Source organism: Butyricicoccus sp. OF27-2pH9A (assembly GCF_027693185.1).
In the GTDB taxonomy this organism is placed as follows: domain Bacteria; phylum Bacillota; class Clostridia; order Oscillospirales; family Butyricicoccaceae; genus Agathobaculum; species Agathobaculum butyriciproducens.
On the sequence record NZ_JAQEXK010000001.1, the window covers coordinates 128,063 to 144,671 of the forward strand.

The 16,609-nt window shown below is 59.1% G+C and carries 15 protein-coding genes; all 15 read right to left on the reverse strand.

Translation table 11 applies throughout. From position 1 onward, the window contains the following. Window positions 1-218: 218 nt before the first annotated feature. On the reverse strand, window positions 219-1,529 hold the full coding sequence (locus PG722_RS00630; protein WP_270579349.1) for an MATE family efflux transporter: 1,311 nt from the start codon (window positions 1,527-1,529) through the stop codon (window positions 219-221). 152 nt (window positions 1,530-1,681) lie between these two features. Then, window positions 1,682-2,305, reverse strand: a complete 624-nt coding sequence (locus tag PG722_RS00635; protein ID WP_270579350.1) for a TetR/AcrR family transcriptional regulator — start codon at window positions 2,303-2,305, stop codon at window positions 1,682-1,684. A 123-nt stretch (window positions 2,306-2,428) separates the two neighbouring features. Next, window positions 2,429-3,649 (reverse strand): CapA family protein, encoded by a 1,221-nt coding sequence (locus PG722_RS00640; RefSeq protein WP_270417729.1) that lies wholly within the window; start codon window positions 3,647-3,649, stop codon window positions 2,429-2,431. Between the two features lie 2 nt (window positions 3,650-3,651). Further along, on the reverse strand, window positions 3,652-4,137 hold the full coding sequence (locus tag PG722_RS00645) for a pyridoxamine 5'-phosphate oxidase family protein (protein ID WP_270579351.1): 486 nt from the start codon (window positions 4,135-4,137) through the stop codon (window positions 3,652-3,654). A gap of 106 nt (window positions 4,138-4,243) precedes the next feature. Next, window positions 4,244-4,567 (reverse strand): phosphoribosyl-ATP diphosphatase, encoded by a 324-nt coding sequence (hisE, locus tag PG722_RS00650; RefSeq protein WP_110436493.1) that lies wholly within the window; start codon window positions 4,565-4,567, stop codon window positions 4,244-4,246. A gap of 15 nt (window positions 4,568-4,582) precedes the next feature. Further along, window positions 4,583-4,915 carry a phosphoribosyl-AMP cyclohydrolase gene (hisI, locus tag PG722_RS00655; protein WP_270579352.1) on the reverse strand — a complete coding sequence of 111 codons (333 nt, stop codon included), beginning with the start codon at window positions 4,913-4,915 and terminating at the stop codon, window positions 4,583-4,585. A gap of 84 nt (window positions 4,916-4,999) precedes the next feature. After that, on the reverse strand, window positions 5,000-5,764 hold the full coding sequence (gene hisF / locus PG722_RS00660; protein ID WP_270579353.1) for an imidazole glycerol phosphate synthase subunit HisF: 765 nt from the start codon (window positions 5,762-5,764) through the stop codon (window positions 5,000-5,002). Window positions 5,765-5,812: 48 nt separating this feature from the next. Next, on the reverse strand, window positions 5,813-6,526 hold the full coding sequence (gene hisA, locus PG722_RS00665) for a 1-(5-phosphoribosyl)-5-[(5-phosphoribosylamino)methylideneamino]imidazole-4-carboxamide isomerase (RefSeq protein WP_270579354.1): 714 nt from the start codon (window positions 6,524-6,526) through the stop codon (window positions 5,813-5,815). Continuing rightward, window positions 6,523-7,140: an imidazole glycerol phosphate synthase subunit HisH gene (gene hisH / locus PG722_RS00670; protein WP_270579355.1), complete on the reverse strand. Its 618-nt coding sequence runs from the start codon at window positions 7,138-7,140 to the stop codon at window positions 6,523-6,525. Before hisH ends, hisA begins: the two co-directional genes overlap by 4 nt. 78 nt (window positions 7,141-7,218) lie before the next feature. Further along, entirely contained in the window at window positions 7,219-7,794 is a 576-nt protein-coding gene (hisB, locus tag PG722_RS00675) for an imidazoleglycerol-phosphate dehydratase HisB (RefSeq protein ID WP_270579356.1), read from the reverse strand. After that, window positions 7,781-9,082, reverse strand: coding sequence for a histidinol dehydrogenase (gene hisD / locus PG722_RS00680; RefSeq protein ID WP_270579358.1), 1,302 nt, complete (start codon window positions 9,080-9,082; stop codon window positions 7,781-7,783). Before hisD ends, hisB begins: the two co-directional genes overlap by 14 nt. Before the next feature lie 108 nt (window positions 9,083-9,190). Continuing rightward, entirely contained in the window at window positions 9,191-10,825 is a 1,635-nt protein-coding gene (gene hisZ / locus PG722_RS14125; RefSeq protein WP_442867808.1) for an ATP phosphoribosyltransferase regulatory subunit, read from the reverse strand. 85 nt (window positions 10,826-10,910) lie between these two features. Beyond that, a complete protein-coding gene (locus PG722_RS00695) occupies window positions 10,911-11,891 on the reverse strand; it encodes a DUF3658 domain-containing protein (RefSeq protein ID WP_270579359.1) in 981 nt (326 codons plus the stop codon). Further along, entirely contained in the window at window positions 11,878-12,228 is a 351-nt protein-coding gene (locus PG722_RS00700) for a DUF6054 family protein (protein WP_330674649.1), read from the reverse strand. The genes PG722_RS00695 and PG722_RS00700 overlap by 14 nt, the downstream gene beginning before the upstream one ends. Window positions 12,229-12,234: 6 nt before the next feature. Further along, window positions 12,235-16,608, reverse strand: coding sequence for a PolC-type DNA polymerase III (locus tag PG722_RS00705; RefSeq protein WP_270579360.1), 4,374 nt, complete (start codon window positions 16,606-16,608; stop codon window positions 12,235-12,237). Between the last annotated feature and the right edge of the window lies 1 nt (window position 16,609).

Sequence of the window (16,609 nt, forward strand, 5' to 3'; positions counted from 1 at the left end):
CCTCCTTCCCGTTGCCGGGAATAAGTAGGGCAACACCAGTATTATACCATACAGATGAAATCCTGTTAAGCGAAAGACGTGCAATGCACGTCTTTTTCGCTGTTTTATGGCACATTATACAGTTTTACAGATTGATTATTGTTAAAAAAGGGCGGACACATTGGTCCGCCCCTACGGTAATCTGCGCCTTCGAGGAAAACTCCTGCCTCGCACAATTACTAATTCTCAACGATGTACTTCCGCGCCCAGACAAGTGCGGCGACCGCCGTGACCAGCTCCACCATCGGGAACGTCAGCCAGACGCCATCGACGCCGAGCACCCACGCGAGCGGGAACAGGATCGGCGGCACAGCAATCACGCCGCGCAGCAGCGAAATGGCAAAGCCCTGCACGGTCTTATCCGACGCGCTGAAAAACGCTGCCGTGACCATGTTCACGCCTGCGAACAAAAAGCCTGTGAAGTAGATCCGCAGGCCGCTCTCCGCGTAAGCGGCAAGCTCCGGGTCATGCTCACTGTTGAACACCGCCGTCAGCGGCTCCGCGCCGAGGAAAACCGATACGCACAGCACGGCTGCAATCGCAAGCGCAGTACAGATGCCCCAGCGGAACAGCCGCCGCAGCTGTTCCCTGTCACCGAGACCCGAGCTGCGGCTGACCAGCGGCTGTATGCCGGTGCACAGTCCGGTAAAGACAGCGATTCCCACCAGAGCAAGATTGGCCACCACGCCGTAAGCCGCCACGCCGGTATTGCCGCTGAGGCGCAGCAGCACCAGATTGAACAGCAGCAGCACCACGCCGGAGGCGATCTCACCGATGAGCGAGGACAGACCGGGCGCGCACAGGCTCGGCACACGGCTGACGCGCAACGGCGTTTTGACGAGATGGAAGCCGCGAGACGGTCTCCGCAGGTGCGTCAGCAGCACCAGAATGCTGACAAACGGCGAAAAGCCGGTCGCAAGCGCCGCACCGAACATGCCCAGTCCGCACGGGAAAATGAAAATGTAATCGAACACGATGTTGAACAGGCTGCCCGCGATCATGCCGCACATGGCAACGGTCGGCGCACCGTCGTTGCGCGTGAATGCCAGCAGCACGTTGTTCATCACGAAGAACGGCCCGAAGCACCACAGCATGCGCAGGTAGGTCGTCGTCATGCCGAGCGTCTGCGCGTCCGCGCCGAGCAGGCCCGCGAGCGGTTTTGCAAAGCACAGTCCGCCGAGCAGGAACAGCAGTCCGAGCAGCAGTCCGAGCGCCGCCGCATGCGTGAATACGCTGTCCGCCTGTCTCCGATCGTTCTGCGCCCGCGCGATCGTGTACTGCGTTGCCGCGCCCACGCCGAGCATCAGGCCGATGCCGTTCATCAGGTTGTACGCCGGTATGGCGATGTTGAGCGCCGCCAGTCCGAGCGAACCCAGTCCCTGCGCAACGAAATAGGTATCCGCGAGAATATAGCACGAAATGCCGATCATCCCCAGGATGTTCATCGCGGCATAGTGCCCGAATTCGCGCAAAGCTCCCTGTTTGTGCAATTCCTTCTCCCCCTCAAATTTTTATATAAAAAGTGATCGACCCTTCCCGGAATACACCGAAAAGGGCCGATCTGCAATGCTATCGACGGAAAACATTGCTTATTTACGAAGCAGTTATAATATACCATCTTCCCACAGAAATGTCAAGTGGCTTATTCGGTCGGAAAAACACTTTTAGGGTCGGATGCTGCAAAACAGTCCAGTCCGTGCCACATCAACCCCATCAAAAGCGATACGACCTGCTCGGTCGGCGTGTCCTGCGCTCTGGTCGCCCAGGTGGACAGCATGGATACCATGCCCGAAATGATATACGAAAACACAAGCAGCTTCCGCTGCTCGCTCATTTCCGGCATCATGTGCATATCCCAGCCGTCGAGGAAGGCTTCATACGTCATGGTCTGCAGCTTGCGTACAAAATACGGGTCTCCCTGCTCGCTGCACAGCACCTGAATCACCTTCATTATGCGCGGATTGTTCCGGATCTGTTCCAGAAAGTCGATAAAGAATTCCTTGATCTCCTGCAGCTCGCGGCACTCCCGTTCGTGCATCGGCGCATGCTCGCGCATGTGCTCGATGATCTCGTCCTCGGTCGTGCGAAGGATGTCGGTCACGTCCTTGAAATGCAGGTAGAAGGTCGAGCGGTTGATGTCCGCTCTCGCGCAGATATCCTTGACCGTGATAGAGACCAGCGGCTTCTCCAGAATCAGGTCAATCAGGGCTTCACGCAGCGCAGACCGTGTAAAGCGTACTCTGCGGTTGTTTTTCGCCTCCGGCATGAACCGTTCCTCCCTGTTTCTCTGCGGATTGTGCATTTTGGGTACAGATTTATTGTATCAGCATCGTGTCGCAAAGTCAACACAGTGTCGAGCGCTGTATGTAAAGAAACCGTAAACATTTTCTCATGCTGCGAGGGAAAGCACCTCATCCGTGCCGAAGATACGGTGCAGGTCGGAACGTCCCTGCTTCATTCGGTCATACACCGACCGGTTTACAACCGACGTATCCCCCTGCTCAAAATCCTGCATGGATTTCCGAATATCCAGCAGGCGGTAGCGTCCCTCGTTGGAGTCGCTTGCGTGCAGCATGAACATCGGCGCGTACTCCGCGCCGGAAACCGTCACCTGTCCGGTCTCCCCGCTTCTGGTGAGTGTCAGCGTGACAGCCGCCGTCAGGTTGGTGTACGGGTCAAACTGATTAGAGATCAGGTTGCCGAGACAGTAGCACAGATAGCCGGTGCGTCCGTCCGGCAGCGTCCGCAGCTCCATCGGCTGCGGCACATGCGCGTGCCCGCCGAGCACCAGTGTCGCGCCGTGCGCAAACAGGTAGTCCGCCAGCTGCTCCTGCTGCTCGGACGGCTCGGTGTGGTACTCGTTTCCCCAGTGTACATACACGGCGATCGCATCCGCACCGGACTGCCCCGCCTTGTCCAGATCCGACTGGATGAGGTCGTAATCCACCACACTGCAGTCGGTCATGTAGTCGGTCGTGTAGACGCTGACGCTGTACGGGTGCTCGCTGTCCACCGGCAGGCCGTTTGTGCTGAAGGTGTACGCCAGCATGGCCAGTTTGATGCCGCCCACGTCGATGATCTTCACCGCATCGCGCTCCTGCTGTGTGCGGTAAGTGCCGACATGCTCCAGACCGGCGGCGTCCAGCACATCCAGTGTGCGGACCAGACCGCTGTACCAGGTATCCATGCTGTGGTTGCTCGCCGTGGAGAGCAGGTGAAACCCGACCGTTTTCAGGCCGGAGGCCAGCGCATCCGGTGCGCAGAACTGCGGGTAGCCCGAATACGGCGGACCGTTGAACGTGGTCTCCAGACAGGCCGTTGTGTAATCCGCAGCCTCGTAATACCGCCTTGCATCCGCGAACAGGTGCGTAAAATCATACGCTTCGCCGTTCCACGCATCCGCGACAAGCGGCATGTGCGCCACAATATCGCCCGCCACGCACAGGGTCGCTGTGGTGTCCGGCTGCACCTCCGGTTCCTGCCGAACGGTCTCCTCCGGCTCCTGCAGGCGCGGTGCATCCTCCGGCAGATTCCGCCAGATCAGCACGCCCGCTCCCGCCAGCAGCACCACCAGCACGCCTGCCAGAATTTTGGTCCCGATATGCTTCATGCTCATCCCTTCGGCGCCTTGCGCGAGGCCTCAAACGACTCCGCGCGCACGCGCATCACCTCGGTGACGGACAGAGCCGCGTCCGTGTACGTCCAGCCCATGCGGCCGGTCTGGTGCTGCATGATAACGTCCAAGCCCCGCCGTTTCTCGTCATTGTCCTCCGCGAACTCGACCCTGCCGTAGCCTACGATGGACGAGAACGCATAGCTGTACCGGCAGGCCAAGTCGCCCTCGCCGGTCAGACCCTCCTCGCAGTCCAGCTCAAAGCAGATACGCGGGTCCGCCCTCAGCGAATCAATCTTCTTGCCCTTCACGCCGCCGTGAAAGTAGAGCGTCAGCCCGTCCTCATCCCAGGTGTAGCCAAAGTTCATCGGAATGACGTACGGCCAGCCGTCCGTGCCGGTCATGGCAACGCGGCAGACCTTGCAGGCCTGCAGGATCGGCTCGATGTTCTCTCGGCCGGTGATTTCTCTGTCTTTTCTGCGCATGAGTTTCACCTCTGTTCAAGTATTTGTATCATCATATCATATTCCCGCCAACAATACAACAAACCCTGTGCAAAATATGCACAGGGCTGTCTTATGCTGTCAGCTATCAGGTATTGTGGTCGGAAACGTGGAATTTCTTCAGGTTGCCGATCTTCTGGGCGCGGATGTCCATTTCCTTGCAGACATCCTCCATGGTCACGCCGCACTCGTTCATCATTACCATCATGTGGTAGAATACGTCGTTGATCTCACCGACCAGCTCGGCCTTGTCGCCGTTCTTGGCTGCAATGATGGTCTCGGCGCACTCCTCGCCAACTTTCTTGAGAATCTTGTCAATGCCCTTCTCGAACAGATAGCAGGTGTATGAGCCTTCCTGCGGCTCGGCGCGGCGCTGCGCAATAACGGCTTCCATTTGCTCAAACGAATTCATAATGCTGCTCTCCTTTTACTTTTCTTCCGGCTTCTCCCACAGCGTGGTGAAAAAGCAGGTGCGGTGTCCGGTGTGGCAGACCGGACCCTTGGGCGTGCCGACATAGATGAGCGTGTCATCGTCGCAGTCGGACAGAATCCTGCTGACAAAGATAAAATTGCCCGAGGTCTCGCCCTTGTTCCACAGCTTCTGGCGCGAGCGCGAGAAAAACCACGCCGTGCCGGTGTCCATCGTTAGCTGCAGGGCCTCCTCGTTCGCGTAGCCGAGCATCAGGACTTCGCCGCTGCGCTCATCCTGGCACACGACAGGAACCAAAGGAGCCTTTACAAAAAATTTGCTTAAATCCAAAATATTCACTTCCCTATCAGGATAATGATTCATGTTTACCGCAGGGTGCGCCGACTCGGCGCATCCTACGGTATAGCCTGTGCTTTATTTTCTAACCGGAATCTTCTTCTCTTTCAGGTGCTCTTTAACCTCTCCGACTGTCAGTTCCCGATAATGAAACAGGCTGGCTGCCAATGCAGCATCGCAGCCGGTTTTCTCGAACACCTCGGAGAAGTGCTCGAGCGAGCCGCAGCCGCCGGACGCGATGACCGGAATGCCGACCACCTCCACAACTGCCTTGGTCAGCTTCAGGTCAAAGCCGGACTTTGTGCCGTCCTTGTCCATCGAGGTCAGCAGGAGCTCGCCCGCGCCGCGCTCGTAAACCTCTTTCGCCCACGCGACCGCGTCCTTGCCGGTCGGGGTGCGACCGCCTGCAACGTAGACCTCAAAGCCGGACGGCATTTCGGCGTTCGCGCGCGCGTCGATCGCCACGACCACGCACTGACTGCCGTATTTCTCCGCGGCGGCATTCACCAAATCGGGATTCTTGACCGCCGAGGAATTGATGGAAATTTTATCTGCACCGGCGCGTAAAATCTCGCGGAAATCGTCCACGGTACGGATGCCGCCGCCGACCGTGACCGGCACGAATACCTCACGGCAGGTGCGGCGCACAACGTCGGCAATGGTGTCGCGGTTGTCGCTCGTGGCGGTGATGTCGAGAAACACGATCTCGTCCGCGCCCTCCTGCGAGTAGAACTTTGCCAGCTCGACCGGGTCACCTGCGTCGCGCAGCCCGACAAAGTTCACGCCCTTTACCACGCGCCCGTCCTTTACGTCCAGACAGGGGATGATGCGTTTTGCTAACAAGTTTTTCACTCCGTTCAAATCGAAGGTTCAATCGTAACCGTAGGGCGGTTACTTGGCCTGTTCGATGGCCTTTGCCAAATCGAGGGTGCCGGTATACACCGCCTTGCCTGCGATAGCACCGTCGATGCCGAGCTTTTTCAGGCCGGCAATATCCTTGAGGGTGGACACGCCGCCGGACGCGATGATCTCGCAGGAGACCGAGGCGCGCAGCGCCGCCAGCTGGTCAAAGTTCGGACCGGCGAGCATGCCGTCCTTGTCAATGTCGGTGAAGATGATGTGGCGTACACCGATGGACTCCATGCGCTCCGCGAACGCGATGTAGTTCTCACCGCTGTCGCCCAGCCAGCCGTCCGTGCGGACGGTCTCGCTCTTGGCATCGATGCCGACAACAATCTTGTCGCCGTACTTCTTTACAGCCTCGGCTACGAATTCCGGGTCGCGGACAGCCGCCGAGCCAATGATAACGCGCAAAACGCCCAGTGCAAGCACGGTCTCCACATCCTGCATGGAGCGGATGCCGCCGCCAAGCTCCACGGTCGCGCCGGTCTCGCGGATGACCTGCTCCACCACGCCGTAGTTCGCGTGCGAGCCGTCCTTAGCGGCGTCAAGGTCAACCATGTGTACAAGGTCTGCACCGGCATCGAGGAACCGCTGTGCGGTCTCGACCGGGTTTTCTGCTACTTTATGTGCAGTGCCGTAGTCGCCTTTCTGCAGGCGCACGCACTGACCGTCTTTTAAATCAATCGCGGGGATAACTCTCATTTTTCCACCTCCGTCAGTTTTGCAAAGTTGCGAAGCATCACAAGTCCCACTTCACCGCTCTTTTCCGGGTGAAACTGGCAGCCAAACAGGTTTCCTCGCGCCACCATAGCAGGCACGCGCGTGCCGTAATCCGTCACAGCCGCAAGGTCGTTTTCGTCCGCCGGATGCGCCATGAAGCTGTGCACAAAATACACATAGCTGCCGTTTTCCAGACCCTCGGTCATGGCATTCGGACGCAGAATGTCCAGCGCATTCCAGCCGATCTGCGGCAGCTTGAGACTCGTCTCAATGCGCTCAATGCGTCCCGGCAGCAGACCCAGGCCCCTGCACGGACGCACCTCGTCCGATTCCTCGAACAGCATCTGCATGCCGAGGCAGATACCGAGGAACGGCTTTTCCTTTGCAGCCTTCAGCACCGCCTCCGTCAAACCAGAGTGCTCCAAAGCCGCCATCGCATCCGGAAACGCGCCTACACCGGGCAGGATAACGCCCGCCGCGTTCTCGATCACGTCCGCCGAAGCCGCGATTTTATTTTCATAACCCAGGTAATCGAGCGTGTTGTGTACGCTCATCAGATTGCCTGCGCCATAATCTACGATTGCAATATAACTCATGTTGTACCTCTCGGAATCTGTTCCGCAGGGCGGGATGACCTCATCCTGCCGTAACGGTTGGCACCATGTTTATGAAATTTAGAGAACACCCTTCGCACTCAAAACGCCACCGCCGGTAACCGCAACGGCCTGCTTGAGCGCGCGTGCAAGCGCCTTGAACAGCGCCTCTGTAATATGGTGCGCGTTCTCGCCGTACTCGCACTTGAGGTGCAGCGTCAGTCCGGCGTGTACCGCCAGCGCACGCATGAACTCGACCGTCAGGCAGGTGTCGTACTGACCGCACATCGGCTGCGGCATGGGTGCGTCGAACACGAGATACGGGCGTCCGGAAATATCCAGCGCGCAGAAGCCGAGCGCCTCATCCATCGGCACGAACGCCTGACCGAAGCGCGCGATACCCGCCTTGTCACCGACGCACTGCGCCAGTGCCTGACCGAGCGCGATGCCGCAGTCCTCGACCGAATGGTGACCGTCCACCTCCAGATCGCCCTTGCAGGTCAGTTCCAGACCGAAGCCGGAATGCACGGCGAAGCTGTTGAGCATGTGGTCAAAAAAGCCGATGCCGGTGTCGATTTTGCGGTCGCCGCCCTCGAGCGTCAGCTTGAGCGAAATGTCGGTTTCCTTGGTCTTTCGTTTAATTTCAGCGGTTCTCATCGTTGTTTTCCTCCGCAAAGCGCACCGCGATGGAGTTTGCGTGCGCGTCCAGATGCTCGCTCTGCGCGAGCGCGATAATATCCTGTGCGTAGCTTTCGAGCGCGTCCCGCGTGTACTCGATAACGCTGGTTTTCTTCAAAAACGTGTCGGTGGACAGCGGCGAGAAGAAACGCGCCGTGCCCGAGGTCGGCAGAACGTGACACGGGCCTGCCATGTAGTCACCAAGCGGCTCGGGCGCATACTGACCGAGGAAGATCGCGCCTGCGTTGTGCAGGTACGGCAGCAGCTCACGCGGAGCGGCGGTCACGACCTCCAGATGCTCGGGAGCGACCACATCAGCCATCCTGCAGGCGTCCTTCAAGTCGTCAAACACGATGGCGCAGCCGTAGTTCGCTACGCTCTCCTTGATGATGTCCCACCGCGGGAGGAGCTTCGCCTGCCGCTCCATCTCGCAGGAAATCGCCTGTGCCTGCGCCATGGAATCGGTCAGCAGGACAGCGGAAGCCAGCTTGTCGTGCTCGGCCTGACTGAGCAGGTCGGCGGCAACGTAGGTCGGGTTGGCGGTGTGGTCCGCGATGACAAGCACCTCGGACGGACCGGCGATCATGTCAATATCGACCGTGCCGAACGCCAGCTTCTTGGCTGCCGCAACAAAGGCGTTGCCCGGGCCGACGATCTTGTCCACCTGCGGGATAAAGCCTGCGCCGTAGGTCAGCGCGGCAATCGCCTGCGTGCCGCCGATGGCAATGACCGTGTCCACGCCCGCGATCTTTGCCGCCGCAAGCACTTCGTTGGACATGTTTTCGGTCGGCGGCGTGACCATAATCAGCTCACCGACACCGGCAACCTTGGCCGGAATGGCGTTCATCAGCACGCTTGACGGGTACGCTGCCGTGCCGCCCGGCACATAAATGCCGACACGCGAAAGCCCGCGCACGGTCTGACCGAGCGTTTCACCCTTGGAACGGTTCCACTCCCACGTTTTGACGAGCATCTGCTCATGGTAGTCGCGGATGTTCGCCGCCGCCTTTTCCAGCGCCGCGATCAGCTTGGGGTCGCAGGCGTTGTACGCGTCGTCAAGCACCTTCGGCTCGACAATGTACGGTGCCTTGCCGTCAAACCGCTCGGCGTACTCCACGACCGCATCCCAGCCGCGCTGCTGTACGTCCGCCATCACACCGCGGACAATCTGCTCAATATCGCCGCGCGCACCAGCCGCACGGGCCTTCATTTCGCGGATGACCTGCTGCTCTGCCTGTCCGTCCGCGAGGACTGTTTTCATAAACATTGTGGTATTCCCCTTTTGTGTCAACCGTTTTCGTCCACCGGCATTGGTATAAATATTCCGCAGGGCACCCCGCCCTATGGATATGATTTATGCTATATATGTATTGGCTTACTTCTCCAAGCCACTTTCCAGTTCTGCAATAACCTTCTGAATCGCTGCCTTCTTCATCTTCGCGCTGGCGAGGTTGACGATAACTCTTGCCGAGATGGGCGCTACATCCTCAACGACCTCGAGGCCGTTCTCCTTGAGCGTCGTGCCGGTCTCCACGATATCAACAATGCCGTCTGCCAGCTTGAGCAGCGGCGCCAGCTCGACCGAGCCTTCGATCTTGATGGTCTCAACGTCCATATTCTTCTTATTGAAGAAGGCCTTGGTGACCGCCGGATACTTGGTGGCGATAACCGGGGTCTTATAGCCGCCGTACACGTCCTTGCCCTTCTTGGTGGCGAGGGCAAAGCGGCATTTGCCGAAGCCGAGGTCTACCATTTCGTAGAAGCTGCCGCCCTTTTCCATGATGGTATCCTTGCCGACCACGCCCATGTCGCACACGCCGTGCTCAACGTAGGTGATTACGTCTGCGGCCTTGCTCAGCACGATCTCCACGCCGCTGTCCGGCAGGGTGAAGATGAGCTTGCGCGTTCCGGCCTCCAGCTCGGAGATATCGTAGCCTGCGGCCTTGAGCAGCGCGAGCGTTTTCTTCTCCAGACGGCCCTTGGTCAGTGCGATACGCACGGTATCCCGGCGGGTTGCAACCTCGGGACGGCTCTGTCCTGCAAGGCTGTCGGCAACGCTCTCCACGTCGATACCGAAGCCGCCCGCGGGCATATCCTTGCCGAACTTGGCGCACAGCGCGTTGTAACGGCCGCCTGCGAGTATGGCCGCGCCTGCGCCGCCGATGTAGCCGCGGAACATGATGCCGGTGTAGTAATCCATCTCGTGGACAAGGCCGAGGTCGATCATGATGCGGTCGCCGTAGCCTGCCTCATCCAGTGCCTTATACAGTCGGCGCAGATAAGCGGTCGCGCCGAGCACGCGCACGTTGCCGGTGAGCGACTCGACCTCGTCAAGCACCTCGATGCCGCCGAACAGATTCGGCATAGCGCCGAGCGCCTTTGCGGCGGGCTTGCCCTTAAACGGCTCGAGCGCATCGCCGAGCGCGGCAAACGACTTGTTTTCGATCAGGCGGCGGATGCCCTCGGCGGACTGTGCATCCGCGCCAAGCTCATCCATCAGCGCCTTGTAGATCTCAGCGTGACCAAGCTCTACGCGGAAGTTGTCCGCGCCGGTCTTGCTGAGTGCGGCAAACGCAGCCGTGAGAATGTCCTTGTCGGCCTCCAGACCGTCCGCGCCGATAAATTCCGCGCCGACCTGCAGGAATTCGCCCTTGTGGCCGTGGTCGCCGGACACCGAACGGAACACCTTCTGGCTGTAATACAGGCGGACCGGCAGCGCCGCGTCATCCAGTCGGGTGGCTGCAATACGCGCGATCGGCGTGGTGTTATCCGGACGCGCCACGCAAATGCGGCCGGACTTGTCGATGATCTTCAGCATCTGATCCTGATCCAGCTCGGGGTTTGCCTGTGCAAATACATCAAAATACTCAACCGCCGGGGTGATGATCTCACTGTAGCCGCGCTCCTCCAGCGCGTCGCGTACAGCATTTTCCGTCTGCCGCAGCGCACGGCACGAGGAAAATAACAGGTCTCGGGTACCCTCCGGGGTGGAAATACGAAAACGGTTCATGGCTCCGCCGCTCCTTTATCACTTTATCATGATGAAATGATACCATATCAAACCAAGGTCTGTCAAGTCCTTATTTTGCATCCGCTCAGCAGGTGCGCTTGACGCTGACGCCCCAATACGGTGCGCCGCCAGCCTCCTGCGGCTCGGTGCGCACGAGCGCGACCCGTCCTGCATCTGCCAGCGCGCGCAGACGGCGGTAGATCAGCAGGTCACCGACGCGGCTGCACATTTCAGCATCGATCTTTGCCATTGCGCTGCCGATGGCGACGGCCGCTGTTTTTTCTGTCTTGCTGACGCAGGAAAGGATAATCTCGTCGTAGAAATCCTCACCGACCGAGCGCACCTCCCCATTCACGACCGCGCGGAGCATCGCGTCCTCACGCACAAGCTGCGCCCACTGTTCGGCGGCGCGCCGGCGTTCCTCATCGGTGAGCCGCCGCCGCTTTTCCCAGAAATACGGCGCGGCGCGATACTCCATCTCGCCGACAAGGCCGTAGCGCACCGTGCCGCCCGCGCGGGTCTCCTGACGCGCCAGCTTTTTGCGTTTTCGCAGATACCACCACGTCAGCGGATGGCGGAACAGCCGCCAATACCACGGTATCTTATCATCCATCATGACGGCGATGGCAGTCGCGCCGCCGATCGTGCCCTCTGGCTCGCGCAGTTCGGTGAGCGGCATCTCGCTCACCTCGACCAGCCAGATCGGAACGTCCCTTCCCTGCAAGCGGTTGATCAGGGACAGCATCATGCACCGCTCTGCGGGGCAGTCCTGCGCCGTCCATAGCACGATTTCATCCGCGGTATCGAGCGCAGTCGCCGCCCGCTCGTTCTCGCGCACGAAGGCATCGGACGTGTCCGCATCAAAATCCGCATAGCGTACCCGAAGCATCTGCTCACGCGCCGCCGGATCGTTCCAGTTTTGCAGTGTGCCTTCGCTGAGATCGTCCTGCGGGCCGAAAACCTCGGCTTTTGGGAACACAGAGGGATAGCATATCTGCGCTTCCCGCAGAAGGGCGTGCGCGCTGTCTCCCCAGCAGAACCAGCACGAATGTTTACCGTCTTGCATAGTTCTCCACAATCGGCACCAGCTTTTCCAGAAAGCTCTCCTCGCCGAGGGTATTGAGCTTGAAGAACACGGCCGAACTGCCACCTGAAGTGATGGCGGAGAAAAACAGGTCGCGGTCGTTGCCGACCAGAGTGACATTCATGCTGACGCGGTTGCCGCCCATGTAGCTGTAACGCTCGAACACGCGCACCGCGCAGCGGACCGTGCCGTTTGTCCAATCCGAGCCGTTCTCGTAGGACGCAGACATGCTGCCGTTCAGCACGCCGTCCGTTACAAGCTCCAGCAGCTCGTCAAAATTTCCCGTCAGATGCTTTTCGTACTTTGCCACAATCGTCACACCTTTCTAAAAGAGGGTCATCTGCGTTGTTTTCGGCATGGAGCCAAGCGCGCCGATCTGCTCGAGCAGCTCGACGACCGCCTTGGACGCCTTCGGGCACCGGACGATCAGTTCTTCCGCCGAGAGGAACTTACCGTTTTTTCTCTCCTCCACGATGCTGAGCGCCGCCTGCTCACCGATGCCCGGCATGGACGTAAACGGCGGAATCAAACCGGTTTCCGTCACGAGAAAGCGCGTTGCGTCCGATTTATAAACATCCATCGGCTCGAACGTAAATCCGCGCCGGTAAAACTCGTGGCAGACCTCAAGGGTCGTCATCATATCCTTTTCTGCCGCGGAGATGGTCTTATCTCGCTCCTTGCCGCGCAATTCGGTCATCTTGTCCAGACAAACCTTATCGCCCTTGATCATACAGGACGCATCAAAGCCTTTCGCGCGGATGGAAAAGTACGCCGAATAGAACGCGAGCGGGCGATGCACCTTGAACCACGCGATACGGAACGCCATCATGACATACGCGACCGCGTGCGCCTTCGGGAACATATACTTGATCTTCTTGCACGAGTCGATGTACCACTCGGGCACATGCTGCTCGTTCATGGCGGCTTCCATTTCCTCGGTCAGTCCCTTGCCCTTTCGGACGGACTCCATCGTCTTGAACGACAGCTTGGGCTTGACGCCCTGCAGGATCAGGTAGTTCATAATATCGTCTCGGCAGCAGATACAGCCGGACAGCGGAATGCCCTTGCGGACCAGCTCTGCGGCATTGCCGAGCCAAACATCCGTGCCGTGCGACAGGCCGGAAATCGAAACCAGCTCCGCGAACGTGGACGGGTGCGTCTCCTTGACCATGCCGCGCACGAACTTGGTGCCGAACTCGGGCACCGCCACACAGCCGAGGTCGCCGAGGATCGGGTCGGTATCCGGGTTTTCGCCCTTGTACTTAAGCGCCTTGCACGAGTGGAACAGGCTCATGGTCTCCGGGTCGTCGAGCGGAATCTCCTGCGCGTTTACGCCGGTGAGGTTCTCCAGATGCTTGATAATGGTCGGGTCATCGTGACCCAGCTCGTCCAGCTTGAGCAGGTTCGCGTCAATGGAGTGATACTCGAAGTGGGTGGTGATGATGTCGGAATCCGGGTCGTCTGCCGGATGCTGAATCGGACAGACGTCGTAAATCTCAATCTCCTTGGGCACAACGACAACGCCGCCCGGGTGCTGACCCGAGGTGCGGCGCACGCCCGTGCAGCCTGCGGCAAGGCGGTTTTCCTCCGCGCGGGAGCACTCAACGCCGCGCTCCTCCATGTACTTTTTAACGTAGCCGAACGCGGTTTTTTCGGCAACCGTGCCGATGGTGCCCGCTCGGAACACATGGTCGTGTCCGAAGATCTCGCCGGTGTACCAGTGAATGCGCGACTGATACTCGCCCGCAAAGTTCAGGTCGATATCCGGCACCTTGTCGCCCTCGAAGCCGAGGAAGGTCTCGAACGGAATGTTGAAGCCCTGTTTGGTGAGCGGCTTGCCGCATTTCGGGCAGATCTTATCAGGCAGATCGACACCGCACGAGTATTCCTCGTGCCACTCGAGATATTTGTCGTCCGGGCACAGATAGTGCGGGGCGAGCGAATTAACCTCGGTGATATCCGACATGAACGCCGCGAGCGACGAGCCGACCGAACCGCGCGAGCCGACCAGATAGCCATCCGCAAGGGACTTGGTAACCAGCTTCTGCGCGATAATGTACATAACCGCGTAGCCGTTGCCGATGATGGAGCCAAGCTCACGGTCAAGCCGCGCCTGCACCGGCTCGGGCAGCGGATCGCCGTAGATACGCTTGGCCTTTTCATAGCACATGTTGCGCAGATCGTCCTCACAGCCGTCGATGTGCGGCGGGTAGTTTTCCCTCGGCACCGGACGAATCACGTCACACATGTCGGCAATCATGTTGGTGTTCTTCACGACCACCTCATACGCCCGGTCCTCACCGAGATAGGAAAATTCCTTCAGCATTTCATCCGTGCTCTTAAAGTACAGCGGCGCCTGATTGTCCGCATCGGAGAAGCCCTGACCCGCCATCAGGATACGGCGGAACGCCTCATCCTCGGGTTCGAGGAAGTGTACGTCACCGGTGGCGCAGCACGGTTTTCCCAATTCATCCGCCAGGCGGAGAATATCGCGGTTCCAGTCGCGCAGCTGCTCCTCGTCCTTCGCCATGCCCTTTGCGATCATGAAGTTGTTGTTGCCGATCGGCTGAATCTCCAGATAGTCGTAGAACGACGCCAGCCGCTTGATCTCCTCCCACGGCTCGCCCTTGGTCAATGCGCGGAACACCTCGCCCGCCTCACACGCGGAGCCGAAAATCAATCCCTCACGGTGACGAATGAGTTCGCTGCGCGGCATAATAGGGCGCTTGTTGTAATATTCCAGAAAGCTCTTGGAAATCAGCTGATACAGGTTTCGCAGTCCCGCCTGGTTCTTCACCAGAATGATAAAGTGATAGCGCGGCAGGTTTTTCAGCTTGTTCTTGCGGTCGGTCGTCGCCGCCAGCACCGGATTGATATCCGCAGTCGTAACCGCGTGCATCTCCTCCCTGAGCCTTTTCAGCAGCTTGACGTAAATGCGGCCGAGCACGGCGGCATCCTCGCTCGCGCGGTGGTGCTCAAACGGGCCGACCTGCAGCTCCTTCGCCAGAATGTTCAGCTTGAACTTGTGCATGTGCGGCAGCATCAGGCGGCTCATCTCGAGGGTATCAATGCTTGTAAACTCCCGCTCGATACCCAGTCTCTGGCAGGCCGTCCGCAGGAAGCCCATATCGAAGCCTGCGTTGTGCGCCACAAGCGGGTACTGTCCCTCGCCTGCCCATGCGAGGAATTCCGGCACGGCTTTATCGAGGTCGGGCGCGTCTGCTACCGTCTCGTCCGAAATGCCGGTCAGCTCGGTGATTTCCGGCGGAATCGGCTTGTGCGGGTTGACATAGGTCTGGAAGGAATCACGAATCTCGCCCTCCACAACGCGCACAGCAGCAATCTCGGTGATTTCCTCGCTCGCCGGATTGAGTCCGGTGGTCTCAAGGTCGAATACGATGAACGTGCCGTCGAGCGGCTCGGCGCTCCTGCCGCGCACGACCGAAATGCTGTTCTCGTCATTGATGTAGTACGCCTCGATGCCATAAATAATCTTCATGTCACCGATGATGTCCTTCTGCTTGCCCTCCTGCGCGTGCAGCGCTTCGGGGAACGCCTGCGCCACACCGTGGTCGGTGATCGCCATCGCGCGGTGTCCCCACTTGGCGGCGCGGCACAGCAGAGACGCGGTGCTGCTCATGCCGTCCATCGCGCTCATGTTGGTGTGCAGATGCAGCTCCACGCGCTTCATGCCCTCGTAGGTGTCGCGTCGCTCCGGCTTTTTCGCCTTGACGATGCCGGTCGGCTCGAGTACCATCTCCTTGGCAAAGGTGTCATACACCATCTTGCCCTGCACGGTGCAGTACAGACCCTTCTTGATTTTAGATGCCGTATCACCCGCCTTGTCCGCCGCAAGGAACTTGGAAACGCGCACGGAATTGGTGCGGTCGGTCATGTCAAACGCAATCTTGACGTAATCCTTGCCGGTTTTCTTGCTGTGGATGTCCTTGTTGTCGGTGAAGAACACCTCGCCCTGAATCGTCACCATATCATAGGCGGCAATCGCCTCGTTGACCGAAACAATGGGGTCCTGAATCAGCTTGCCGAAGATGAGGTCGTCCTCGCGCACCTTCTCGGCGCGCGGACGCTGATAGCCGGTGTGCTGCTGCGGCGCCGGACGCGGCTTTTTCGGCTTGGGCGTTTCCGCCGCGGCTGCCGCTGCTTGCTCCACAGCCTTGTGCAGAATTTCCTCGCGGCTCTCCTCCTGCTCGGGTGCAGGTGCAAAATCCTGTGCATCCGCGCGTACTGCGTGCACCGGACAGCTTCTCCCCAGCTCCCGCTGAATACGCGCCTCCAGATGCCGCAGTGCGTTTGCGAAATGCTTTTCGCTCACCTCGTCCATCGGTATCTGGAGCGCACCGTCCGCAAATTCCCACTTGGTGTGGTCGAGCAGACCCTTGGCCGACGGCATGCGGTACGCCATGTCGTCATACAGCGACTTGATGTACGCGTTCGACAGCTCACCCGGCATGTTGTAGCGCGGCTCGATCATCACGCGGTCAAGACCGTAGGTGTCCGCGATCTGCTTTTCCGCCTTGGCAATCACCTTGCGGCTGACAACCTCGTGCAGACCGAGTTCCACGACCATCACCGTGTTATTATCCCCAAATGTCAGAGAACGCACCTCGCCTGCGGCAAGGTGCTTCTCCTCATTTACACATTTGCAGTTTTGAAAAATATCAATCAGCTTTCCAGCCACG

Bases quoted from the DNA above. Each gene is read 5' to 3' on its own strand.
- hisZ (WP_442867808.1), bottom strand. From the start codon at position 10,825: ATGAACCGTTTTCGTATTTCCACCCCGGAGGGTACCCGAGACCTGTTA.
- hisA (WP_270579354.1), bottom strand. From the start codon at position 6,526: ATGAGAGTTATCCCCGCGATTGATTTAAAAGACGGTCAGTGCGTGCGC.
- hisE (WP_110436493.1), bottom strand. From the start codon at position 4,567: ATGAATTCGTTTGAGCAAATGGAAGCCGTTATTGCGCAGCGCCGCGCC.
- hisB (WP_270579356.1), bottom strand. From the start codon at position 7,794: ATGAGAACCGCTGAAATTAAACGAAAGACCAAGGAAACCGACATTTCG.
- PG722_RS00695 (WP_270579359.1), bottom strand. From the start codon at position 11,891: ATGCAAGACGGTAAACATTCGTGCTGGTTCTGCTGGGGAGACAGCGCG.
- PG722_RS00645 (WP_270579351.1), bottom strand. From the start codon at position 4,137: ATGCGCAGAAAAGACAGAGAAATCACCGGCCGAGAGAACATCGAGCCG.
- hisH (WP_270579355.1), bottom strand. From the start codon at position 7,140: ATGAGTTATATTGCAATCGTAGATTATGGCGCAGGCAATCTGATGAGC.
- hisD (WP_270579358.1), bottom strand. From the start codon at position 9,082: ATGTTTATGAAAACAGTCCTCGCGGACGGACAGGCAGAGCAGCAGGTC.
- PG722_RS00640 (WP_270417729.1), bottom strand. From the start codon at position 3,649: ATGAAGCATATCGGGACCAAAATTCTGGCAGGCGTGCTGGTGGTGCTG.
- PG722_RS00635 (WP_270579350.1), bottom strand. From the start codon at position 2,305: ATGCCGGAGGCGAAAAACAACCGCAGAGTACGCTTTACACGGTCTGCG.